Consider the following 24,562-nt stretch of genomic DNA (forward strand, 5'->3'; position numbering starts at 1 on the left):
TATTAAAAGTCATGCAAGTAAGCATGACTTTTAGCCATAAAATTTAAGCTTGGAATTTAATCTATGAGCCAAAAACGTCGTATTGTTATTACTGGTTTGGGCGTTGTTTCGCCCGTTGGTATAGGCACATCAACCGCTTGGGAAAACCTAGTTAAAGGCCAGTCCGGCATTACACGCATTACTAAGTTTGACCCTTCCGCTTTTTCTTCGCAAATTGCAGGTGAAGTTAAAAACTTTAATGTAGAAGACTATTTGTCTGCAAAAGAAGCCCGTCGTATGGATACTTTTATTCAATATGGCTTGGTTGCAGGCATTGAAGCATTTAAAGATTCAGGCATTGAAGTCACAGAACAAAATGCAGAACGTATCGGCGTATCGATTGGCTCAGGTATTGGTGGTTTGGGGCTTATTGAGTCCACCAACGATAACTATGATGAAGGCGGACCACGCAAGATTTCACCATTTTTCATTCCCGGCACTATTATCAATATGATTTCGGGCAATTTAAGCATTATGTTTGGCCTAAAAGGCCCGAATGTGGCAATTGTGACCGCTTGTACTACAGGTACTCATTCGATTGGTGATGCTGCACGTATGATTGAATATGGCGATGCCGATGTGATGGTAGCAGGTGGAGCTGAAGCGGCGATTACAGAATTAAGCGTAGGTGGCTTTGCATCTGCGCGTGCATTGTCTAATCGCAATGACGATCCTGCAACGGCAAGTCGTCCGTGGGATAAAGACCGTGACGGTTTTGTGATAGGCGAGGGTGCAGGCGTGCTGGTGTTAGAAGAGTATGAGCATGCCAAAGCACGCGGTGCGCGTATTTACGCTGAGCTATCAGGTTACGGCATGAGTGCCGATGCTTATCATATGACTGCGCCAAACATGGATGGTCCGCGCCGCAGTATGGTGAACGCACTGAAAAATGCGGGCATCAACCCAGACCAAGTGCAGTTTATGAACGCACATGGCACCTCCACACCATTGGGCGATGCCAACGAAACTAACGCGATTAAAGCGACGTTCGGTGATCATGCATATAAATTGGTCGTGAATTCAACTAAATCGATGACAGGCCACTTATTAGGTGGCGCAGGTGGTTTGGAATCAGTATTTACCGTGTTATCAATTTACAATCAAATCTCGCCACCTACTATTAATATTTTTAACCAAGACCCAGATTGTGACTTGGATTATTGCGCCAACACTGCGCGTGATATGAAAATAAACTACGCACTTAAAAATAACTTCGGTTTTGGCGGGACCAACGGAAGTTTGGTTTTCAAGAAAATCTAAAGTGGCAGCTTTGTATTTAAAAAGATATAAATATTAAAAATACAAGCTTTTTAAATAAGCGTTTATTGTCTAAAAGCCTGCAAATTAAACCCTTGCAGGCTTTTTAATTGCCGCAAGCTATGGTTTAATTGCGCATCATGATACGCGCACAGTCCTTTATCATTAACGGTAGTTTTGATCACACAATCTCTCCGCTTGATCGCGGTTTTGCCTATGGCGATGGTGTGTTTCGCACTATGATTGTACGTAGCGGCTTACCTGAATGTTGGCCGCAGCACTACCAAAAGCTGGTCGCTGATTGTGCGGCGATTAAAATCGTTTGCCCCAGTGCTGAGTTGTTAATCAGTGATTTACAGCAACTATTTTCAGAGAAAGAAGTTGCTGAACATTCAGTCAGTGTCGTCAAAATCATTATCACCAGAGGCGAGGGCGAGCGTGGCTATGCGCCGCCAGCGATTACCAACCCACTGCGCGTGCTGATTAAAACGGACATGCCGGCTTATCCGAGTCGTTATTTTAGCGAAGGTGTTCATTTGTATGTTTGCAATACGGTGCTAGCTGCGCAGCCTTTACTGGCTGGAGTTAAGCATTTGAACCGCTTGGAAAATGTGCTGGCGCGTCTGGAGTGGACGGATCCAAATATTGTAGATGGCATCATGTTGGATAGTGCTCAACATGTGATTGAATGTACATCTGCGAATATCTTTATCTGCAATGGTAATACATTGGTTACGCCAAACTTGAATCAATGCGGTGTTGCCGGCATTACAAGGCAGCGCATCATTGATTTGGCTCATTTAATTGGCTTAACGGTAAAAGTTGAATCATTTAATTTAGATCGATTATTTGCAGCGGATGCAGTGATCATCACCAATAGTTTATACGGCGCTTTTCAGGTTAAAGGCATCCAGCAGAAAACTTGGGTGCAGACTTCATTAGCTGCCGATATGAGAGAAATACTAAAAGTATGATGCGTATTTTAAAGTTAAGCATAATGTTAAGTTTGATTGCCAGTATCTTACTGACTGTTTGGATGGTTAAATACGCCAAAACATCGCTCAAGCTTACGCCGCAGGCACAGGAAATTACAATCAAGCCTAAAAGCGGTCTAAAAAGTATCGCCAACCAGTTGGTTGAACAAAAGGTTTTGCGTAGCGCGTGGCCATTTATTGTGCTGGGGAAAGTGTTAAGAAAAGAGCCTTATTTGCAGGCCGGTGATTACACATTGAACAAAAACATCACACCATATCAACTATTGTTATCGCTGAATCATGGCAAGACAACGCAAGGTAGTATTACTTTTATCGAAGGTAAAACCTTTAAGGAAATGCGTGCAAAACTGGTACAGAATGATGCGATTAAAAACACCATCCAAAACTTGTCTGATGCGCAAGTGATGGCGATTGTAGGCAAAGGTGAGCGCCATGCAGAAGGGCTGTTTTTCCCTGATACTTTTTACTTTGATAGAGGCACGCCGGATACAGTGATATTGAAGCGCGCTTATGACGGCATGCAAACCAAGTTAAGCAAAGCCTGGAATAACAAGGCACCCAATCTACCTTATGAAAATAGCTATGATGCACTTATCATGGCGTCAATTATAGAAAAGGAAACAGGAAAAGCTTCTGAGCGCACAACAATTGCCGGTGTTTTCGTGAATCGTTTACGCATCGGTATGCGCTTGCAAACCGATCCTACGGTTATCTACGGCATGGGCGACCAATATGATGGCAATATTCGACGCAAAGACTTACTGAAAGATACGCCGCATAACACTTATACACGAAAAGGCTTGCCGCCCACACCAATTGCGATGCCAGGATTAGCTTCTATTGAGGCGGCATTACATCCTGAAAAAACAAAAGCGCTGTACTTTGTCGGCAAAGGTGATGGTAGCCACGTGTTTTCGAGTTCGCTGGCAGAGCATAATCGTGCTGTTTATCAGTATCAAATTAAAGCAAATAAACAATAGATGGAAATGAGTTAACTGTTGAAAAAAGGTAAATTTATTACATTGGAAGGCATGGATGGCGCGGGTAAAAGCACGCATATTCCTACTATCGTTGCACTACTTCAGGCACGCGGTTTAGAAACTGTTTCAACCAGAGAGCCTGGTGGAACGGCGCTTGGCGAGCAATTGCGTACTTTATTGTTGCATGAGCCTATGCACGCAGAAACTGAAACATTACTCATGTTTGCAGCAAGACGCGAACATATTGCCAATGTGATTGAACCTGCTTTAGCACGTGGTGCTTACGTGTTGTCAGATCGCTTCACCGATGCTACCTACGCTTATCAATGCGGTGCAAAAGGGGTGGCGCCTGACAAAATTAAACAGTTGGAAATTTGGGTGCAGGGAGATTTACGCCCGGACGCGACTTTATTATTTGATGTGCCTGTTGAGATTAGCCTTAAAAGACTCGCAAATGCACGCGAGCCTGATAAATTTGAGCGCGAAGATGCACAATTTTTTGAGAAATTACGCCAAGCTTACTTACAAAGAGCGGCAGAAAATCCTGAGCGCTTTCATATTATCAATGCAAATCAGTCGCTTGAAAATGTTAAAAAATTAGTTGAGAATATTATCTCAACTCTATGATTATTAATGATTATGTATAGCTGGCAATCACAACAATGGCAACACATTATGCAGCAGCGCAAAAATCTGCCGCATGCACTATTATTACGCGGTGGGGCTGGAGCCGGTAAACAGGATTTTGCGATTGAATTGTCGCGTAGTCTTTTGTGTCGGGCGCCAGTATATACTCATGCCTGTGGTGTTTGTGCAAGCTGCGGTTGGTTTAAAGAGATGCACCACCCAGATTTTCGCTTGATTAGCCCAGAAGATGCGGATACAAATGAGGATGCTCCAAAGAAAAAAACCACAAAAAAGAGTCAGATTTCAGTTGCGCAGATTCGTCAACTCATTGATTACTTAAGCTTATCTTCACATCAGGTTAACCATCATCGCGTAATACTAATCTCGCCCGCAGAAACCTTAAATGTAGCTTCTGCCAATGCATTGCTGAAAATGTTAGAAGAGCCACCGGCTAATACCTTATTTTTATTGGTGAGTAATCAGCCGCAACGATTACTGGCAACGATTACGAGTCGTTGCCAGGCAATCGATATGCCGTTACCAAGTAAAGCTGAAGCTTTAAATTGGCTTAATGCGCAGGGCGTTAACAATGCTGAAGCTTTACTGGACTACGCTGGTGGTGCTCCATTGGCAGCGTTGCAGGCTTCGGAAGATGGTGATGCAATAGTCGCTTTAATCAATCAACTAAGCTTGGGTGCACAATTGCAGCCTTTTACCTGCGCATCTGCATTTCTAGCGCTTGGAATGGAGCGTGCAATTGATACTTTGCAGAAATGGATTTTTGATTTGATGTCATATAAATTAACTCAAAAATCCAGATACCATGCACAGCACATTAAGGCTTTGCAAGCCCTGTGCAAAAGCGTAAACTTGAAAGCGTTAATCAGTTTTCAGCAAAAATTATATGATGCTAAAAAAATGGCTAACCACCCTTTAAGCAATGAAATGCAATTAGAAAATATACTTTTGCACTACACTAGAATCTTTAACTAAAACCTTTATTGATATTAAAACTAGTGTTAAAAACAGGCTAATCACTTTAAATCATATGACTACGCAAGACACCCCCACGCAAGCCGATGTAAATCCAATCACCGACCAATCCGTTAATAAGCCAGGCGTATTGTCATTGGCAATTAAAGAAAAATCGGCGCTGTATGCTGCTTATATGCCTTATATAAAAGGTGGTGGCTTATTTATTCCCACCAATAAAAATTTTAAAATTGGCGAAGAAGTGTTCATGTTGTTAAGTTTGGTCGATGATCCCGTCAAATTAAAAGTGGTTGGCAAGGTCGTTTGGACAACGCCGACCAGTTCAGCAAATCGCCCGCAAGGCATTGGTGTGCAGTTTAGCGATAAAGATGGTGGCTCGGAAGTTAGGAATAAAATTGAAGCCATATTGGGCGGCAGTTTAAAATCCAACCGTGCTACACATACCATGTAATTTGGCAATGTAAGTTTCGCAACACTTTGGCTTTATACCACCCATTTAGTAGGTTACTTTTATGTTAGTCGATTCGCATTGCCATCTGAACTTCCCTGAGTTGGTCGAAAATATTGATACGATTAGACAGTCAATGACCGAAGCGCAGGTTGGGCATGCGTTATGCGTTTCTGTCACCCTGGATAAATTCCCTCAAGTATTAAGTCTGGCAACACAGTTTGATAACTTTTACGCCTCTGTTGGCGTACACCCAGACTATGAGGATATTCAAGAACCTACCGTAGAAGAGTTAGTTAACCTCGCTAAACATCCCAAAATTATCGCAATAGGTGAAACGGGGTTGGATTATTTTAGATTAACTGGCGATTTAGAGTGGCAACGTGATCGCTTTCGCACCCATATTAAAGCGGCTATTTTAGCCAATAAACCCTTAATTATTCATACCAGAAGTGCGGCTGAAGATACTTTACGCATTATGCAGGAAGAGGGCGCAAGCCGAGTTGGTGGCGTGATGCATTGCTTTACGGAGAACTTAGAGGTGGCGTTGGCGGCGATTGAAATGGGATTTTATATTTCATTTTCAGGAATTGTGACTTTTAAAAACGCCACACAAATAAAAGCTGTTGCGCAAGCCGTCCCGCTAAATCGCATATTGGTAGAAACAGATTCACCTTATTTGGCACCGATTCCTTTTCGTGGGAAAACGAATCAACCCGCTTATGTGAAATATGTTGCGCAAGAAATCGCCAATTTGCGTGGCATTAGTTTGGATACTGTGATGAGTGCGACAACAGAAAACTTCTTTACCTTATTTAAACAAGCAAAGCAGTTTAATTAAACATGCAGATTACTTTATTAGGCGTAGGATCTAGCGCCGGAACCCCTGTGGTTGGCTGCAACTGTGCTACTTGTCAGTCCAGCAACTCTCGAAATAAGCGCTCACGCTGCTCCAGTTTAATTACGCTACCAACAGGCGAGAATATTTTAATTGATACAGGACCTGATTTACGCAATCAGGCCTTGCGTGAAAATATTAAGCGTGTAGACGCCGTTTTATACACGCACACGCATGCAGATCATTTGCATGGCATTGACGATTTGCGCGCCTTTTGTCAGATTCAACGCAGTCAAATACCGCTATTCGCCAATCAGGATGCGGTGACGCATATCCAAAATAAATTTGGCTATACATTGCGTGAGCCATGTGATTTTTGGGATTTGCCCGTATTACGCGCAGAAGTGATTCACCAGCCTTTTCAATTGTTCAATATACCCATCACCCCCATACCTGTGATGCATGGAAAAATTCATATTTTTGGATATAGAATAGGCAATCTTGCCTATTTAACCGATGTCTCAGAGATTCCAGAGTCTTCTTTTGATTTGCTGCAGGGTTTAGATATTTTATTGCTGGATTGTCTGCGCGAAACATCGCATCCCACACACATCAATATGGAACAAAGTTTAAGTTACATCAGTCGTATAAAAGCCAAACAAAGCTATATGATTCATATGACGCATGATTTAGAATACGAAACCTTATCAGCCAAATTACCAGCGCATGTATTTGCAGGCTACGATGGTTTAAAATTAACATTTAGTTAATGTGCGTCAACAATTGCCTATGTTGTGGCGTTAATCACATGCGGCTTACAACTATAAATAGAAAATAAAATTTAGAATCAAGGGATTAAAGAATGATACAAAATAAATTCAAATCAGCCATCGTATTAATCGCAGGCATATTAACGATTGGCCTTGCAGGTGTGATTCATGCGGCTGGTAAAACATATACAGAAGATGAGTTTTTAAATAACTTTAGCGGTAAATCAAAAAAAGTCATTGTCGATAAATTGGGGGCGCCAGCCAAAAAAGAGCTTTCAGTTAAGCCAACCAATGCCAGTACAATCATCGGTAGAAATGTAGATGGTGAAAAAGGTCAGAAACCCGTTAAAGTGGAAATGTGGTACTACCACAATATCGTTACTTACGACAAAAAACGCACCTACAAAGAAACTGAAATTACTTTTGTAAATGATCGCGCCATGAATATTGCATTCTTCAATAATCGGTAATTTACCTGTTTAACTGAATAAAAAAAGCTGCAGATATTGCAGCTTTTTTGCATTGTATTTCTAGCTGACGTTTTTAAGTTTCCTAATCTTCAGAACTCTTCGTTGCCTTAAGATTAAATGCGTGTACATTCAAGCTCATAGACTTTAATAGACTGGTTAAAAGCGCAACTTCATCTTCGCTAAAGTTGGTGGTGGCAATACTTTCGTACTCTTCCAGCACATTAAAAAAACTCTGCTCAATACCTCTGGCTTTTTGCGTTAAAAATATTCTATTGCAGCGAGAATCTCGTTCATCGGCTTGCTTTTTCACATAACCTATCAGCTCCAGTTTTTTTAATGCTTTGGCTGTTGTGCCTTTATCAAAGCTAAGAATCTTAGTCAGCTCTTCTTGCGTAAGCCCATCTTGTGAAAATAATTGCGCCATAAAAATCACTTGGCCATGATGAATGCCAAGCGCCTCTAAATTGCGTTCCATATACATGCTGTTATAGCGATACAGCAATGAAATGTCGCGCCCTAAATGTTTATAAATGTCTGACATAATTTTCACTTAATAATTACCTTTACATTACAGGATTAATTGCGTAAACCTGTAATGTAAAGGCATGTAAATATAGTTGCAATTGCAACTATATTTACATATGGTTATGAAATATTCAACATTTAAATAAATTGTTATGCACTGGAATAGTATGAAAAATTTACTCCTACTCACTCTTATGATTGTGGTTTCGGCTTGTTCCAGCAAGGCACCACCAGCTAAACCTGCCGAAATTGAAGTAGGGTATGTCACTTTAACGGAAAAACCAGTTCCATCGACAGTGAGATTAAGCGGCCGTGTTACTTCTACGATTACCTCTGAAATACGCCCGCAAGTAACAGGTATATTATCTAAACGATTGTTTGTCGAAGGGTCACACGTAAAAGCTGGGGATGTTTTATACCAAATTGAACCCGCCATTTATCAAGCAGCGCTTGATCAGGCAAATGCTACCTTGCTAAATGCTGAAGCGGCTGTTTCTGCCGCAAAGCTTAAATCAGAAAGATACAATGAGCTACTTGAGATACAAGGTATTTCAAAGCAGGATGCTGACGATGCGAAAGTAAGCTACCAACAAGCTTTGGCTACAGTGGCTCAGAATAAAGCAGTTGTATCCAGCGCCAAAATCAATCTTGGCTTTACTGAAATCAGAGCGCCTATTAGTGGCATTATTGGTAAGTCATCCGTCACGCCAGGCGCATTGCTGACAGCGAATCAGACAGATGCATTAGCGGTCATTCGTGTTCTGGATCCGGTATTTGTGGATTTGATTCAGTCAAGTGATGAGCTTTTTCAGCTAAAAAAAGCATTGTCGACCAATGGAGTGGCCGCAGGAAGTAAATCTGTGAATCTTATTCTGCCCGATGGAAGTACGTACGACAAACCTGGCGTACTTAAATTTGCAGAAGTCTCTGTTGATGAATCAACCAATATGGTCACTTTAAGAGCCGAATTTCCTAATGCTGCAAAAGTGCTATTACCAGGCATGTTCGTACGTGCTGAAATAGACCAGCTAATCAACAAAAATACCGTGCTAGCGCCCCAGCAAGGCGTGACTAGAAATCCAAATGGAGAGGCTACTGCACTGGTTTTAACTGCTGAAAATAAAGTAGAGCAGCGATTAATTAAAGCCGAAAAGATATTAAGAAATCAATGGATTGTCAGTAGCGGCTTAAGTGCTGGCGATAGAATCATTGTTGAAGGTTTAAACAAAATTAAAGTAGGGGACAAGGTAAAACCAATAGAAATAGTTTCATCAAATGCCGCACAAGAGTCTTCAGGAGAAATAAATCCAACTTCGCCATCTGAAGCAACATCTAAAAAGGCAAACTAATCATGCTGGCTCATTTCTTTGTAAATCGTCCTATTTTTGCATGGGTAATCGCCATCGTCATTATGTTGTCAGGTGTGATGTCTATTACTGTATTACCAGTTTCTCAATACCCGGACGTTGCACCGCCAACGGTACGAATTAACGCTACTTACACTGGCGCATCTGCTGAAACGGTAGAAAACAGCGTAACCCAGATTATTGAGCAACAGTTAACAGGTATTGACGGACTTTTATACTTTTCATCTTCAAGTAGTTCTGCCGGAAGTGCTTCAATCACGGTCACTTTTGCTCAAGGGACTAATCCTGACACAGCTCAAATGCAAGTGCAGAATAAAGTGCAACAAGCGCTTACGCGGCTACCCGCAACCGTGCAGGCGCAGGGCATTACGGTCGTTAAATCGCAAACGGACTTTTTATTAATTGCCGCCATTTATGATGAGTCGGATAAAGCTAGCGCAACCGATATAGCCGACTACCTTGTAAGCAATATGCAAGATCCTATCGCCCGCGTTGCCGGGGTTGGGGGTGTTCAAGTGTTTGGCTCTCGCTATGCGATGCGAATCTGGCTTGATCCCGAAAAGCTTAATTCTTATCAATTAATGCCTTCCGATATTCAGTCGGCAATTGAGGCGCAAAATAATCAAGTATCAGCCGGCAAAATTGGAGGAATGCCTTCAACTGCGGAACAGCAATTAAATGCAACTGTAACTTCCCAATCTAAACTTCAAACTGTTCAACAATTTCGTGATGTGATTGTTAAATTCAACTCGAATGGTGCGGCAGTTAGATTAGGCGATGTTGCCAGAGTGGAATTGGGAAGTGAATCTTATGACAACGTAACGCGCATGAATGGTCACCCTGCATCAGGTCTTGCTGTGCAGTTGGCGCCAGGCGCCAATGCGATGTCTACGTCTGCAGGCGTAAAGTCAGTGATCGATGACTTGAAACGTGGAATGCCAGATGGCTACAACATTGCCTATCCAAAAGACAGCACTGCGTTCGTTAAAATATCCATTATTGAAGTTGTCAAAACATTAATCGAAGCGATTGTGTTAGTCGTTATCGTCATGTTTATATTTTTGCAAAGCTGGCGAGCGACTTTGATTCCAGCAATTGCGGTTCCTGTTGTTCTGTTAGGTACATTCACTGTTTTATCTATCATCGGATATTCAATTAATACCCTAACGCTATTTGGAATGGTTTTATCCATTGGCTTATTGGTTGATGACGCGATTGTCGTGGTAGAAAACGTTGAGCGACTGATGCATGAAAAAGGTTTGTCGCCAAAAGAAGCGACCATTGAATCCATGCGAGAAATTACAGGTGCATTAATTGGCATAGCAACCGTTTTATCTGTTGTATTCCTGCCGATGGCATTTTTCTCTGGCTCAACAGGGGTTATTTATAGGCAGTTTTCAATCACCATCGTAGTGTCAATGGTCTTGTCTGTGATTGTTGCGCTTACGCTGACTCCGGCACTTTGCGCTACATTTCTAAAAAAACCAGATGTTTCTAAATCAAGCAAAGGGTTTGGAAGATGGTTCAATGCTAAATTTGATCAGTTAACATCTGGCTACCAGTCAAAAGTCGCGACCATATTGAAACAGCCTATTCGCTGGATGCTAGGATATGCAGTCATAGTAGGTATTTTAGGACTTTTACTTGTGAACCTGCCTTCCAGTTTCTTGCCAGCGGAAGATCAAGGAGAGGCTATGGTGCAATACACGCTTCCTGTGGGCGCATCAGTTTCTCGCACAATGGCGGTTGCAAAAGAAGTTGAAGAGTATTTCCTCAATGATGAAAAGGATAACGTAAAAGGTATTTTCACCGTTTCTGGGTTTAACTTTAGCGGCAGTGGTCAAAATGCAGGTATGGCTTTCGTTGCCTTTAAGGATTGGGATGAAAGAAAAGGTACCGAAAACAATGCCGAAGGTATTATCGGCAGAGCGAATCAAGCGCTGACAAAGGTTAGAGATGCGCAGGTGTTTATGCTTAACCCACCACCTGTAAGAGGGCTGGGACAGTCCAGCGGATTCGAGTTGCAGCTTCAAGCAAAAGCCGACATGTCCAGGTCAGAGTTAAAATCCATGCGTGATGAGCTTATTTCTAAGGCTTCTAACAATGCGCTAATAACAAGCGTCCGATCTGGTGCTTTAGAAGATACGCCCCAGTTGCGTGTTGATGTGGATCAAAACAAAGCATTTTCACTGGGTTTATCGATGACTGACATTAACAATACACTCAGCGCCGCCTGGGCAGGTATTTATGTTAATGATTTTATTGATCGTTCACGCGTGAAAAAGGTTTATATACAAGCGGATGCGCCATTCCGTTCTAAGCCAGAAGATATTAACCAATGGTTTGTACGTGGCACAGATGGCGCAATGACACCGTTTTCTGCATTTGCTAACACAAACTGGAGTTTTGGCCCGGAAATCTTGAGTCGCTACAATGGGCTTGCATCCTATCAACTTCAAGGGTCTCCAGCCACTGGGATTAGCTCTGGAAGTGCCATGGATGAAATGGAACAATTAGTGAAGGCATTACCACAAAGCACAAATTTTGCATGGAGTGGCCTTTCTTATCAGGAGAGGCTGGCTTCTGGTCAGACATTGCAGCTGTATTCAATATCTATTCTGGTTATTTTCTTATGTTTAGCGGCTTTGTACGAAAGCTGGACTGTTCCATTCGCAGTCATCATGATTATTCCACTAGGTATTTTTGGGGCAATTTTAGCCGCCACCCTGCGCGGGCTGGAGAACGACGTTTATTTTCAAGTGGCATTGGTGACCACTATGGGATTATCGGCAAAAAATGCAATTTTAATTGTGGAGTTTGCAGAAACAGCTTACTTAAAAGGCAGCAGCTTGTTTGAGGCTGCGGTTGAAGCGGCTAAATTGCGTTTAAGACCCATTTTAATGACTTCATTGGCGTTTATTGCTGGTGTTTTACCATTAGCCGTTTCTACAGGTGCTGGGGCTAAAAGTCGTGTGTCAATTGGCACCGGGATCATTGGCGGCACATTGGCGGCAACTATACTGGCAGTAATCTTCGTACCATTATTTTTTGTGCTGGTAGGCAAGTTATTCAGGTTCAAACATGCAACACCAGAGCAATCCTTAAATTCTGGAGCGCAAGATGTATAAATACTCAATCATGCTGTTAGGCGCAATATATTTGGCTGGATGCGCATCTTTAGCACCAACTTACAGCCAACCTAAAGCGCCACTACCATCCGCGTGGCCAGAAGGCGATAGCTATAAGAGCCAAAATACAGGTGTTCTTGCTACGGATACTTCTTGGGAGAAATTCATTCTTAACAATAAGATGCGCCAGGTAGTTGAGATTGGGCTAAGTAACAATCGTGATATCAAAATTACACTTGCTAATATTGAGGCGGCAAGGGCGCAATATCGCGTTCAAGATGCGGCCATGCTCCCGACAATTAATGCAGACGTGACAGGCACCAGAGGTCGTAGTGCCGTGACTTCATCTAATGGTGAAATGTCTACATCAAAGGTTGAAAGCTATTCCGCCAGTGTTGGTATGACAGCATATGAAATTGACTTTTTTGGGAAAATTCGCAGTCTTTCAAATGCTGCTCTTGAAAGCTATCTAGCGACAGAAGAGGCACATCGTACGGCCAAAATCAGCTTAATTTCTGAACTTTTAGGTGCTTATCAAACAATGGCTGCTGACAGCAGTCAGCTAGCACTATCCAGAAAAACAATGAGTTCGGCTGAAAGTTCGATGACCGTGATACAAAAGCGCTTGGATATCGGTGTTGCAACAAGGCTAGAGCTAAGGCAAGCCGAAACGGCGTACCAAACTGCACGAGCCGACGTAGCAAATTTGATTACTTTAGTTGCGCAAGATCGTAACGCATTAGAGTTGCTGGCTGGCACATCTATTTCAGATGACCTATTACCTGCCGAATTACCAACAAACGAAGTATGGTTTGCGAATATTTCTCCAAGTTTAGATTCCAGCATCCTACTTCAGCGCCCTGATGTCTTGGTGGCAGAGCATCAGTTAAAATCGGCTAATACAAACATTGGTGCTGCCAGAGCGGCATTTTTTCCTTCTGTAAAACTGACTGCCAGCACTGGACTAGCCAGCGCAGAATTAGCAAAATTATTCACAGGGGCTGGCGTTTGGTCTTTAATACCTTCGGTAACTTTACCGATTTTTGATAATGGAACTAATAAAGCTAATTTGGATTATGCCAATGCACAGCAAAAACTTTATTTGGCAACCTATGAATTAACGCTACAAACAGCCTTCAAAGAAGTAGCGGATGTGTTAGCCCGGAATGGAACCATTAAAGAACAGCTGGATGCACAGCAGCATTTAGTAGAGGCGGCTACAGATAGCTATATGATTGCCAATGAGCGTTACAAAAAGGGGGTTTCAACTTATTTAGAGGCGCTTGATGCGCAGCGCGTACTATATGCTTCTGAAAAAACATTGATTACTGTAAAGTTACTTGAATACGAAAATCATCGGGCTTTATATAAAGTATTGGGTGGCGGAGCTTAAGCTTCTTTTAATGCGCTAGTACGCTTGCATTACTAAACACGCCGCCGCGCCGTAATGACGTTTGGCACCTGCTGAATCAGTGTCAGCAGGCGGTTGAGTTGCTCCGGGTTTGAAATTTCGATCGAAAACTGCATAAATGCCAGATTGTTCCTGCTCATGGTATTGGCTTTGATGGCGTTGACCTTTTCCCGAACGAATAGGTCGCTAATGTCGCGTAACAGGCCTTGGCGGTCATGGGCTTCCACTTCAATATCGATGTCCGCACTGGCATTCTCGTTACCCCACTGAGCACTGAGTAGTCGGTTGTGTCGTTCTTCTGGCAATCGTGTAATGAAGGTACAGGCTTTGCGATGAATGGTCACGCCATGATCGCGTGTGAGGTAGCCAACAATTACGTCCGCAGGCATTGGTTTGCAGCATTTGGCAATACTAGTCTGTAGGTTGCCGATGCCTTCGATGACAATCCCTGACTTAGATTGTGCAGTCGTGATGCGCTTCGGGACGAGTGGGCGAGTGGTTTCTGGTTTGGGCGCTGTTTGCTCTTGAATAACGAGAGCAATCTGATGCTCACTGATATCCCCGCGTCCAATGGCAGCCAAAAAATCTTCAAGTTTCTGGAATTGCAGTTTCTGTGCAATTTTTTCCTGATTAACGGCACCAGCGCCTGCTCGATGTAACTCACGATCCAGCTTCGCTCGACCTTGTGCAACATTTTCCTCGAAATTTTGATATTTAAACCAGTGCCTAACTTTAGCGCGTGCGCTTGAACTTTGCAGGAAGCCAAGCCCTGCACTTAGCCAGTCACGGCTGGGTGAGCCAAGCTTTGAAGTCAGGATTTCCACTCTCTGACCGTTTTGCAGCTTGGTATTGAGCGGCACGATGCTTCCATTTACCTTGGCGCCGCGTGTACGATGACCTAAATCGGTATGCAGGGCGTAAGCAAAATCAATCGGGGTTGCGCCCTTGGGCAGGTCAATCACTTTACCCTGGGGAGTCAGCACGTAGACCTTGTCCTGGAAAAGTTCGCTCTTAAATTGTTCCAACAGATCGCCGTTGACGGCAACTTCATCCTTCCATGCCAATATCTGGCGCAGCCATGCGACTTGCTCGTCGAATTTGGCATCGGATTTCCCGCCTTCCTTGTAGCGCCAGTGTGCAGCAACCCCCAATTCAGAGTGTTGGTGCATTTCAAAAGTACGTATCTGAACTTCCAGCGCCAAGTCGCGAGGGCCACTGACAGCGGTATGCAATGAACGATAGTTATTACTCTTGGCACGCGCAATGTAGTCGTCAAATTCGCCGGGGATAGGCTGCCATAAGTTGTGAATCAGGCCGAGTGCTGCGTAGCAGTCCTTGATGTCATCGACCAAAATCCGTACTGCACGTACATCATAGAGCTTGCTGAAATCCAACTGCTTGCTTTTCATCTTCTTGATGATGCTGTAGATATGTTTGGGCCGTCCGCTCACTTCCCCCTTAATGCCAGCTTCGCTCAATTCATGTTTTAACTGTGCCACGACGTCAATAATGTATTGCTCTCGGTCAACGCGGCGTTCATCCAGCATTTTTGCAACATCTTTGTAGAGTTTAGGCTCTAGGTAACGCAGTGAAAGGTCTTCCAGCTCCCACTTGATCTGCCACACACCAAGACGGTTAGCCAATGGTGCGAAAATTCCCTGGCTTTCCTGTGCAATTTGCTTTTGCTGGGCTGGGCTAGCACCCGACAAGCTGCGCAAGGTTTGTGTACGCTCAGCCAGCTTAATCAGCACTACACGGATATCTTGCACCATAGCCAGCAACATTTTGCGCAGGCTTTCTATCTGCTGCGACTGGTCGCTGTTTTTTCGATCCGATCCGTGGCTACCTTCAAACTCACTAAATGCCTGAATTTGCTCCATGCGTAAAATACCTTCGACCAAACCAGCAATATTGGCGCTAAAACGTGCTTCCAATATTTCCTGCCAATCGTCCAGATAACCTGGCACTGCATGCAATATGGTGGCAGCAATCGCCTCTACATCCATGTTCATATCGATGAGAATAGTCGCGACCCCCAGCGCATGTTGCAACAGTGGTGCGCCGGTCAGCTCGGTATGACCAGAGTAGAGTGGGGCAGCCAATTCACAGGCATGGCGAATCAACTCGATTTCGGTAGGTGAAAAACGCTTCGCCAAAGTCTCAATCCATGAGGAGACATCACTCTCATTCGAGGCGAGCAAATCAGAAGTTGGGTTATAAACAGAGATCATGAAATATTATCGCATCAAAGCACTAGTTTTTTGTGTTGGGTAGATTTCGATACATGTATTTTCCATTGGAATGCGTAGCTTTCTGCACCTCCTAGCGGATTTGTAAATGGTAACTTGAAAAGAATAGTAGTGATGAAGCGTACTTAATATTTGTGTTAGATGTGTATAAGCCTGCTATTGAAGTAGATAGGTGGCAAGAAATGTGGAGTAAAATAAATGCCTGATGCAACTGTGTGCATGACAGGTATATTAATAATTTTTATCATTAATATTTATAAGAAATAAGAAGGTAGACAATGCAAATTGCTGATATTGGCCCACTTCCATTAACACTTATTGCGTCACTAGTGATTGCAGTCATTCTGTTGGCAATACGCGTGTTCATCATGCAGCGTGTGCAGCAGAAACGGCAGCGCGAGAATAGGCAGGAGACAGAGCGACTTAAATCCCTTGTGGCCGCATATCGCTCGCTTGCCGGTTCATTTACACCAGCAAGGCAAGATCATACTCCCCAGTTAGAGGAAACACTTGCAGATATCATATTATTTGGCTCTATTACTCAAGTTGAGCTATCGGTTGCTTGTGCAAACGGCTTAAAGAATGATGAATATGTAGATTTTCAACCACTAATTAAATCGCTACGCTCAGACCTGCGTACCCAGCTGGGTTTAGAGCAAATTCCAAGCACCCTCGCAATGCCAGCATCAGGCCCAGCAAGACTGTCCCGCTCAATGCGTGGTGAGGATGAAGGAGGTGGCCGTGGAGATGGAGGTGCTAAAGGTGGTGGATCTGGTGGCGGCGGCGGTGGCGCGGCAGCAGGAGCGGGCGGTTTAGGCGCTGGACTAATTGTAGCTGAAGCTAGCACCTCTAAAGATTAGAAATGAAATTATGCGTATGTAATAGCGTTTTTATTACTGGTTTAGTGAATGGAATAATTGGTTTAGAAAATACTAACCTGTTGGTAAGTTAATGTGTATTTAAAAGTTTTTTATAATTTTTAGAGGTTAGGGCGTTAACAAGCATTATTTTAATGCGGTTGATGCTAGGTTAGGGTATTAACATACCTTTTTTATCAAGCCGCTAAAAGCTGTTTTTCGGGTGAGGTTAATTGATATACAGATTAATGAAAATAAATTATGTAAATTTCCCATTAGCTCCTCGTGTTTTTGATATTCCGATATTGAAATCTATAATTGAAATTTCATAGCTCTGAAAAAGCACGTCCTTATCTAAATAACAAGGAGTCATGGTTTCATTTTTAAGTAAATCTAATTTATAAGATGTAACTCCCTTATTTGCCTCGTTATCACAGGTTCTAACTAGGCGATTTAAGATATTCCCACCTCTATCCTTAGCAAAAATTAAACTAAATCCTTCTGGAAGATAGTCATTTTTATATATTTTACTTTCACGTAGTGAAATGCTCCTATGTGACTCTGTGTCTGAATCTGTTACAAAGCCGATTTTGGAGTTTGTATTAGAGCTTTCGGTTTTTGAAATATGCTTGGCCATCATTAAAATAGCTAACATTTCTGGCCTTTCTTCATAGGGAATATTATTAAATACTAATAAATACCCATGATTCTCAGGCTTTTGGTATTGAAAGCCACCTTCAACTTTCACTAATTTCAAACGAATTAAGAATGAGACTGAAAGTCTTTTTCCGTTTATTAGCTCTATAGGGCTATTAGTGTCAATAACAAAAAACGAATCAAACCTAGACAACTCAACTAATCCATCAAAAGACTGACCCTCGTTCTCAGATTCCATCACTAAGTAAGCTTTTTCTTTATTTCCCCCTTTGTATGAAATTACTTTTTTGCTTCTTAATGGCTCAGCCTTTAAACCCTTAGAATCTATAAGTTGTAAATAGCCATTGTCATCCCAGTACCCCGTATATCCAGAATGGCCTTGTGGAAGGTGATATGTAATTTGGGTAGTCCTATGTTTTAAAATGGTTTTTTTCAAAATATTCCCCTTTAATTAAGCTCTTAGTTGCGTTTACGTTAATTTCAACAATTGTATTGTTGACTTAAACTAAACTTAATATCACTAAAAATTTAGCATGGGGCAATCAAATGCAAACGTCATTTGTATTATGCTGGGTTAGAGTGTTGACGTAAAATGTTGTAATCTCATGAAATATATTTCATAAAACTTGAGTTGATAATAATGAATAAAAATGTTTGGATTTTTGGGGTATTGATTCCTTTTTTTGTTGGTATTACTACAAATTATTTTAATAACTATTTTAATAATGAACCAAAAGCGCTTAAGTTGCAGGTAACTTCTACAGTCTCACTACAGCCTGAATTGGCAGAGCCGATAAATGAACTTAAGGTGTTATTTGATGGGGAAGAATTAAAACAACCATATGTCTCCACATTGGAACTTGAAAATGAAGGCTCTAAAGATATATTAGTTTCGGACTTCGAGTCGCCTATTGAAATACTTGTTTTCGATCCGGTTAAAATGCTTAAAACTAAAATAGTTAGCACTACACCCAAAGATATAAGAAGTGAAATATTTATTGAAAATAATCGTTTAAAAGTTAAGCCACAACTATTGAATTCCTTAGATAAACTAACTTTTTCGCTAGTTACATCAGGTGGAAAACCGGAGTTCAGCCCTTATGCAAGAATTGCGGGTATCAAAAGTATAAATTTTAAACAAAATGTTAAAGAGAAGGATGAAATTAATATTCCAACAGGAATAATATTCTTTATTATCAGCATCTTGTCTTTATATGTTTGCCTATACTTCGTGGATAAATTTTCTACTAAAAGAAAAGTAGAAATTGATTGGAAGATGTCATCATTAATAATCCCAGTGATGCTTTTAACTGGTGCAGTCACAAATGTAATTTTCTTAAAATATATAGGTATAGAAACATCAACCTCTAATGTATTTATTTCTGCTGTAATAACGACCATCTTAATATCAATAGTTTTATTAATTCAATTTAAAATCCCAAAATCTAAAGTGGCTGTTGTAGCGGCTAAGCCTATCTTTGACAATGATGATTAGTATTTTTTAATGAAATCTCATTAGTAAATGCAAAAAACTAAGTATTAGAGGGGTTTTAATATTTCTCTGAGGTAGGGTATTGCCGATCTTATTTTATCAAGCCGCTAAAAGCTCTTTTTTGCGCATCCGCAATTCCACCTCATCAAGAGCAACAATAACTTCACCAAACAGTTCTAAACTCAGCATACAGAACCTTTTCAGGAAGTATGCCCCCAATTTTGACAATTATTTAACTTCGTATAATGTATATTATGTTAAATTATAAGACGGTAGATCTACAGGATCTGTGAAGATGGTTTACTCTTACGACCTATTTGGCCAGATCGCTATTTCTTTAGATGATATAGAGCTTTACTTAAACAGCTTGCCAAACTTTACAAACTCAACAAGCAGGTTAAGACGGCAAAATTATGCTGATTGCACTAATAAGGAATTGCGTAATTTACAAACGCCGTTTGCGCACAGCTAGAAATGCACGCTATCAAGCAAAAGTTAAACTTAAAGTCGTTAAGGCTAAAAAGCTTGAACAGAGAAAAACTCGTGAAACTTTGGCAATTGAAGTTAAAAAACAGCTTATTCGGGCTTGATTAAAAAGACGTAGCAATACCCTAACCCCAACCACATAAAACAATGCGTTATTTTTAACGTTTTTTAGATACGTTTAGGCGTTGTGATTCTGATTTATAAAACAGCTGGCGCTTTTACAGGCTAATTACCGATAGGCTGACCTACATTCTCAGGTCAGCTCATTCAGTGACAGGTACAGCGGCATTACTTTTTGCGTCTTTTATATCTAGTGTCAATTTAATATTAATGATTTTTCCATCCGCTTTGATTTTAACGGGAGTATCTACATGCACTCTGTCTGTTGTAATACCAGCGTCCATCAAGGCTCTTTGTATTGCTTCACCACGCGATTTGGCTAGCGCTTGCAAATCAGGTTCTGTAATTTCTATACTTGTTGTGAGTTTTTCTAATGCTTCCTCGTAATGACCTTCTTTGGGTTTTTCTAATTTGGAGGCCAATTTTTTCAGGAGGCTCTTTTTCGTGAGCGTATCGTACAAGGCATCTATTGCTTTTTGTGTTTTTTGATTGCTTAAATCAATCGGCCCTGGCTGCTGGCCATCGGTAAGTTTGATGCCCATCTCTAGTGCAACTTTACTACGAAGCGTCATTTCTTGCAGTGCGCGTGAATCTAAAGCAACGTCATAGCTTGGGATAATGCCAAGTGCTAGCCCTGAGCGTTTACTCAATACTTGTGTAATGGTTTTTAATTTCTCCTGCTCTGGTGGCGCAACTACTGAGCTACCAGCTTCAAATGATATGGATTCTAGTTTTTCCGAATCTGCACCAAACAAATTACCTAATGCACGGAATGGCGAAGTGACAATTTTAGTTAGCACATTTTTAATCGCTTTCCAGACAATACTGCCGTAGCTAAATTTAGGGTCATCCAAGCTACCTGAAATCGGCAGATCTAAATCAATGATTCCGTCACTGTCTTCCAAAATAGCGATGGCGAAATCCAGCGGTAGATCGGCCGCATCCGCGCTATCTACTTTTTCACCCAACTTTAGTTTATTGATGATAAATTTGTTTTCACCCGCCAATTGGCGTTGCTTGATTTTGTATTCCAAATCAACAGAAAGCCTACCGGAATCAATACGCCTGCCTGCAAATTTACCTGAATAAGGCGTGAGTCGATTCATTTCAAGGTTTTTAAAGCTTAACTTTAAGTCAGTAAAGTTAGTCGCGTTGAATGGCTGCAGTGAGCCACGGATACGTGCAGATCCATAGTCATCCACTTTACCATCAAGCTCCACTTGAGCAACAGATGTGGCATTGGTTGATACTCCATTAATCACACCGGTAAGCGAGTTAATATGTGTGCCAAACTGTGGTGTGAGTGAAAGATCAGCAAAATCCAGCTCGGCATTATCGATGCGTACCGTTTCAATGCTGACTGGAAATGCTTCTGTAGAGGCAGTGTTACTGGCTTCTGGCACGGGAAGCGCTTCAGGTATTTTGCCTGTGGCGGTTTGCGGCGTAGACGCACCAAATGTCAATGTAGGTTTAGCAATATCTGTACTTGTTGCAACTACTGGCTGCTTAGATGAGGTGTTTTTTACCGGCACAGTAGTTGGGGTTGAGGATGACTGATTGCGTAAAATACGCGTTATATTCATGCTTCTGTCTTCATGAATAATAAACTTACCAACCGGGTTTACAAGCTGCAGCTGCGCCATATGAACACGATCAGGCGCCAAGGAAACTTCTAAGCTGTCGCTACTGACGCGCTCCCAGCCCAAAAATGGTGCGCCACTCCCCTCTTCAACCAGTGAAAGTTTGTTCACACTAAATCCGCCCTTAAAAGCTACCGCCAAACGCTTACCTTCTTTTACTAACAATTTACCTGAGACGCCAGTGGCACCACCGTTAAGCTTAAGAAAGGCAAACTGGCTGACATATGGCCCAAAGGGTTTTAGCGCCAACTGTGACAGCTTAACGTTCAAATCAGCTTTTAGAGGTGAAGGCGTGAGATTACCCTGTGCTGTAAATTGACCGCCTTGTTTGACCTGAAACGCCGCTTTAACTGGTACGGGATGCGATAAATTTAACGAGGTATCAAGTATCTCAAGCGCAACTTTTTCAATATCCAAGATTACCGGTGTATTAAGACTGCGATCTTCCACATGCAAGTCGGCGTTATCTAAAGCCAGTTTTTTGAGTGATAAAGCCCAGTCAGGTTTTTTACCTTCATGGTTTGATTCTGCATTGGCTTTACTAGCCGCGCTCGGCACAGTTTTCAATATTGATTGCCAGTTAATCGGCTTATCTGCTTCTTTGATAATCTGCGTTTTAAGCCCCGATAATATAATGGATTGCACGCCCACTTTCTGACTTGCTAAGCTTATTTCACCTTCGTTAAGGTTAAGCTGCTCCAGCGTAGCAACTGGCGTTTTATATAAAGTCGACTTTACTGTTACCCCAGCAATATTGCTTTGCAGTTTGCTAATTTCTATGCTGCCTTGTGGCATCGTAACCGCGAATCCAAGATTAAGACCTGCCACATCAACCTTGAGCGGGTGCACAAACCCCTGATCTTCGTAAGCTAAGTCAGTCAGCTTCAAATTCAAATCTTGAAAGTTAAGCTGTGGCTTATTTTGTATAGAAAAATCTAATTGCGGCAACGTAACTGCAGCCTGTTTCAATGACAAATTCCCAGCCGGCATGACCTTTCCAGCTAAGTTATCAAGTGTTATCGCAATGTTATTAAGTGATACTTTGGGTTGGTCTTTGGGGAGTGAGAAATCGTAAGAAAAACTTGCCTGAATATCGCCACCTGCAGGTTTAAAGGGCAAATTAACATCCTCTACAATTTGCATCAGCTTAGCGAGTTGAACATGATCAAATGCTATATGCCCTTTTGATGCGATAGGATTTACACCTAAATCCCCTTTCCATTTAAGGGCTCCGCCCTGTTCAGATAGTTTTGCCGCGACAAAATAGTCCCCACGGTCTTTAGGCAAAGTGGAAAAGTTATCTAATTGAAAGGTTAATGGCGTTAGGTTCGCTTTGAATGGCGTAGGACGGTTTGCATCCTCATATTGAACATGGCCCTGCTTAACTGAAAAAAAGCCTATGGCTACACGGGGGATTGTATTGCTTGGTGGCGTTTTGTCTTCATTAAGTTTTGCTATAAGGTCGGCCCAATTGAGCTTGCCTTTAGTGGATATTGCAATGTTTGCCCGTGGTGCCGTAATGCTGATTTCTTTGAATTTCCAAGCCCAATCAAATAATCCGTTTACCTCAAAATCCACTACCAGCCTATCAAAACCGACAAGCGGCGCACCGCTTTTTTCTGTTAAATTAAAGTTCTCAATAGTGGTTTTTAAACGAAAAGGATCAAATGTCACTTTGCCCACGTTGGCATGACTTGCTAGTTTATTTTCCGCCAGCCAAGGCACAATGCGCTGAGCAAGAGGATTTATAGCGAGGTAACTAAATAAAAGATAGGAAATACACAGCCCGGCAATTATTTTAATCGGTAGATTTAATTTATTTTTTATATTATTCAGCATGGAATAAGCTTAGCAAAATTATGCAAATAGGTGTTGTTATGATGATTATCTTTGCTGTAAAAAAGCCGCTTATTCAGCGGCTTTTTAAAAAAACATCCAATAATCTAATAAATGATTAATCTTTCAAAGTTGCCATATCGATCACAAAGCGATATTTCACATCGCCTTTAATCATACGCTCATAAGCTTCATTCACATCCTGAATTGCGATCACTTCTATATCAGAAGTAATATTGTGTTTGGCGCAAAAATCCAGCATTTCTTGCGTTTCCTTAATGCCGCCAATCAAGGAGCCTGCGATTTGTCTACGCTTGAAGATTAAGCTACCAATATTGGGTGAAGGATGAGCATGTTCCGGCACGCCATTCAAGCACATCGTGCCATCACGTTTTAATAGTTCGGTAAATACATCAAGGTTATGTGCTGCGGCAACCGTATTAAGAATAAAATCAAAACTTTTGAGATGCGCTTTCATTTCATCCGGATTTTTGGAGATGACAACCTCATCCGCACCAAGCCGTTTAGCGTCTGCAACTTTATTGCTTGAAGTGGTAAACAGCACGACATGTGCGCCCATGGCATGAGCAAGTTTCACCGCCATATGGCCAAGACCGCCTAGCCCGACAACCCCAACTTTGCTGCCTGGCCCGACTTTCCAGTGTTTTAATGGTGAGTACGTTGTGATACCTGCGCACAGCAAAGGTGCTACTGCAGCTAAATCTAATTTCTCAGAAATGTGTAATACAAAATGTTCATCAACGACTATCTGGTTAGAGTATCCGCCATAAGTCATCTTGCCAGTATGTTTATCAGGACTATTGTAAGTAAAAACCTCTTGGTCGCAATACTGCTCTAGTCCATCCTTACAGTCTTCGCATACACCACATGAGTCGACCAAACACCCTACCCCAGCTAAATCCCCTACTTTAAACGCCTTAACATCGGCACCTACACTCGTTACGCGCCCTACAATTTCATGCCCAGGTATAACCGGGTAAACAGAGTTTTGCCATTCATTGCGTGCTGTGTGTAGATCTGAATGGCAAACGCCGCAAAATAAAATCTCAATTTGTATATCTTTAGCGCCAACCTCGCGACGTTCAAACTGAAATGGGGCCAACTTCTCTTTGGCTGAAACTGCTGCATAACTAATTGCTTTCGTCATTTATTTCTCCTGATAATTACTCGAACCTAAACAAATTGATTGGTGAGGCTTAGTCGCCTTAATCTGACATTGAATATAGTAGAGTTATCTTATACTCAATGTCCATTTCGAGTATTAAGCTTTATGGAATTCAGTATTCCAAAATTGAGCTGTAGGCTACCAAAGCTTGCGTAATAAGTTTTTTACAGCAGAAATAAAGCGCCATCTGT

The 24,562-nt window shown here is 41.9% G+C and carries 20 protein-coding genes; 15 read left to right on the plus strand and 5 right to left on the minus strand.

All coding sequences use genetic code 11. The features are described 5' to 3' along the window. The first annotated feature begins 63 nt into the window (after positions 1-63). From fabF to K370_RS02525, 9 genes are all read left to right on the plus strand, one after another. On the plus strand, positions 64-1,299 hold the full coding sequence (gene fabF / locus K370_RS02485) for a beta-ketoacyl-ACP synthase II (RefSeq protein ID WP_047537835.1): 1,236 nt from the start codon (positions 64-66) through the stop codon (positions 1,297-1,299). Between the two features lie 137 nt (positions 1,300-1,436). Then, positions 1,437-2,270, plus strand: a complete 834-nt coding sequence (gene pabC / locus K370_RS02490; protein WP_047537838.1) for an aminodeoxychorismate lyase — start codon at positions 1,437-1,439, stop codon at positions 2,268-2,270. Further along, positions 2,267-3,271: an endolytic transglycosylase MltG gene (mltG, locus tag K370_RS02495; protein ID WP_047537841.1), complete on the plus strand. Its 1,005-nt coding sequence runs from the start codon at positions 2,267-2,269 to the stop codon at positions 3,269-3,271. Before pabC ends, mltG begins: the two co-directional genes overlap by 4 nt. An 18-nt stretch (positions 3,272-3,289) precedes the next feature. Continuing rightward, positions 3,290-3,898 carry a dTMP kinase gene (gene tmk / locus K370_RS02500; RefSeq protein ID WP_047537844.1) on the plus strand — a complete coding sequence of 203 codons (609 nt, stop codon included), beginning with the start codon at positions 3,290-3,292 and terminating at the stop codon, positions 3,896-3,898. Positions 3,899-3,904: 6 nt separating this feature from the next. Then, entirely contained in the window at positions 3,905-4,891 is a 987-nt protein-coding gene (gene holB, locus K370_RS02505) for a DNA polymerase III subunit delta' (protein ID WP_047537847.1), read from the plus strand. Between the two features lie 55 nt (positions 4,892-4,946). After that, positions 4,947-5,342 carry a PilZ domain-containing protein gene (locus K370_RS02510; protein WP_052185143.1) on the plus strand — a complete coding sequence of 132 codons (396 nt, stop codon included), beginning with the start codon at positions 4,947-4,949 and terminating at the stop codon, positions 5,340-5,342. Positions 5,343-5,403: 61 nt separating this feature from the next. Then, positions 5,404-6,180 (plus strand): TatD family hydrolase, encoded by a 777-nt coding sequence (locus tag K370_RS02515; RefSeq protein WP_047537850.1) that lies wholly within the window; start codon positions 5,404-5,406, stop codon positions 6,178-6,180. 2 nt (positions 6,181-6,182) lie between these two features. Beyond that, the gene (locus K370_RS02520) at positions 6,183-6,947 is read left to right on the plus strand and encodes an MBL fold metallo-hydrolase (RefSeq protein ID WP_047537853.1); all 765 of its coding nucleotides are present in this window, start codon (positions 6,183-6,185) and stop codon (positions 6,945-6,947) included. Between the two features lie 92 nt (positions 6,948-7,039). Continuing rightward, complete coding sequence (locus tag K370_RS02525) at positions 7,040-7,417, plus strand: hypothetical protein (RefSeq protein ID WP_047537856.1); 378 nt, start codon at positions 7,040-7,042, stop codon at positions 7,415-7,417. 82 nt (positions 7,418-7,499) lie between these two features. Here the strand turns inward: K370_RS02525 and K370_RS02530 are convergent, their stop codons facing one another. Continuing rightward, positions 7,500-7,958, minus strand: a complete 459-nt coding sequence (locus tag K370_RS02530; RefSeq protein WP_047537859.1) for a MarR family winged helix-turn-helix transcriptional regulator — start codon at positions 7,956-7,958, stop codon at positions 7,500-7,502. A 151-nt stretch (positions 7,959-8,109) separates the two neighbouring features. On the opposite strand from K370_RS02530, the gene K370_RS02535 reads away from it, so the two are divergent. From K370_RS02535 to K370_RS02545, 3 genes are read left to right on the plus strand one after another with little or no spacing between them, the layout of a single operon-like run. Further along, the gene (locus K370_RS02535) at positions 8,110-9,291 is read left to right on the plus strand and encodes an efflux RND transporter periplasmic adaptor subunit (protein WP_152603134.1); all 1,182 of its coding nucleotides are present in this window, start codon (positions 8,110-8,112) and stop codon (positions 9,289-9,291) included. A 5-nt stretch (positions 9,292-9,296) separates the two neighbouring features. Next, the gene (locus K370_RS02540) at positions 9,297-12,437 is read left to right on the plus strand and encodes an efflux RND transporter permease subunit (RefSeq protein ID WP_419177392.1); all 3,141 of its coding nucleotides are present in this window, start codon (positions 9,297-9,299) and stop codon (positions 12,435-12,437) included. Beyond that, positions 12,430-13,830: an efflux transporter outer membrane subunit gene (locus K370_RS02545; protein WP_047537865.1), complete on the plus strand. Its 1,401-nt coding sequence runs from the start codon at positions 12,430-12,432 to the stop codon at positions 13,828-13,830. Before K370_RS02540 ends, K370_RS02545 begins: the two co-directional genes overlap by 8 nt. A 32-nt stretch (positions 13,831-13,862) precedes the next feature. Here the strand turns inward: K370_RS02545 and K370_RS02550 are convergent, their stop codons facing one another. Then, positions 13,863-16,079, minus strand: coding sequence for a RelA/SpoT family protein (locus K370_RS02550; protein ID WP_047537868.1), 2,217 nt, complete (start codon positions 16,077-16,079; stop codon positions 13,863-13,865). Between the two features lie 296 nt (positions 16,080-16,375). Between K370_RS02550 and K370_RS02555 the strand changes: the two genes are divergently transcribed. Then, positions 16,376-16,957: a hypothetical protein gene (locus K370_RS02555; RefSeq protein WP_047537871.1), complete on the plus strand. Its 582-nt coding sequence runs from the start codon at positions 16,376-16,378 to the stop codon at positions 16,955-16,957. A gap of 256 nt (positions 16,958-17,213) precedes the next feature. Here K370_RS02555 and K370_RS02560 read toward each other — a convergent pair whose 3' ends face one another. Beyond that, positions 17,214-18,047, minus strand: a complete 834-nt coding sequence (locus tag K370_RS02560; protein WP_047537874.1) for a hypothetical protein — start codon at positions 18,045-18,047, stop codon at positions 17,214-17,216. Between the two features lie 204 nt (positions 18,048-18,251). Here K370_RS02560 and K370_RS02565 point away from each other — a divergent pair, with 204 nt between their 5' ends. Together K370_RS02565 and K370_RS12220 are read left to right on the plus strand one after the other, a co-directional pair. Beyond that, a complete protein-coding gene (locus K370_RS02565; RefSeq protein WP_047537877.1) occupies positions 18,252-19,106 on the plus strand; it encodes a hypothetical protein in 855 nt (284 codons plus the stop codon). Positions 19,107-19,516: 410 nt separating this feature from the next. Continuing rightward, the gene (locus K370_RS12220) at positions 19,517-19,693 is read left to right on the plus strand and encodes a hypothetical protein (protein ID WP_160255835.1); all 177 of its coding nucleotides are present in this window, start codon (positions 19,517-19,519) and stop codon (positions 19,691-19,693) included. A 159-nt stretch (positions 19,694-19,852) separates the two neighbouring features. On the opposite strand, the gene K370_RS02570 is transcribed toward K370_RS12220, so the two are convergent. Then, positions 19,853-23,188: a DUF748 domain-containing protein gene (locus tag K370_RS02570; protein ID WP_047537879.1), complete on the minus strand. Its 3,336-nt coding sequence runs from the start codon at positions 23,186-23,188 to the stop codon at positions 19,853-19,855. 115 nt (positions 23,189-23,303) lie between these two features. Further along, the gene (locus K370_RS02575; protein WP_047537883.1) at positions 23,304-24,353 is read right to left on the minus strand and encodes an NAD(P)-dependent alcohol dehydrogenase; all 1,050 of its coding nucleotides are present in this window, start codon (positions 24,351-24,353) and stop codon (positions 23,304-23,306) included. Between the last annotated feature and the right edge of the window lie 209 nt (positions 24,354-24,562).

This window comes from Methylotenera versatilis 7, from assembly GCF_000799165.1.
Classification (GTDB): Bacteria; Pseudomonadota; Gammaproteobacteria; order Burkholderiales; family Methylophilaceae; genus Methylotenera_A; species Methylotenera_A versatilis_A.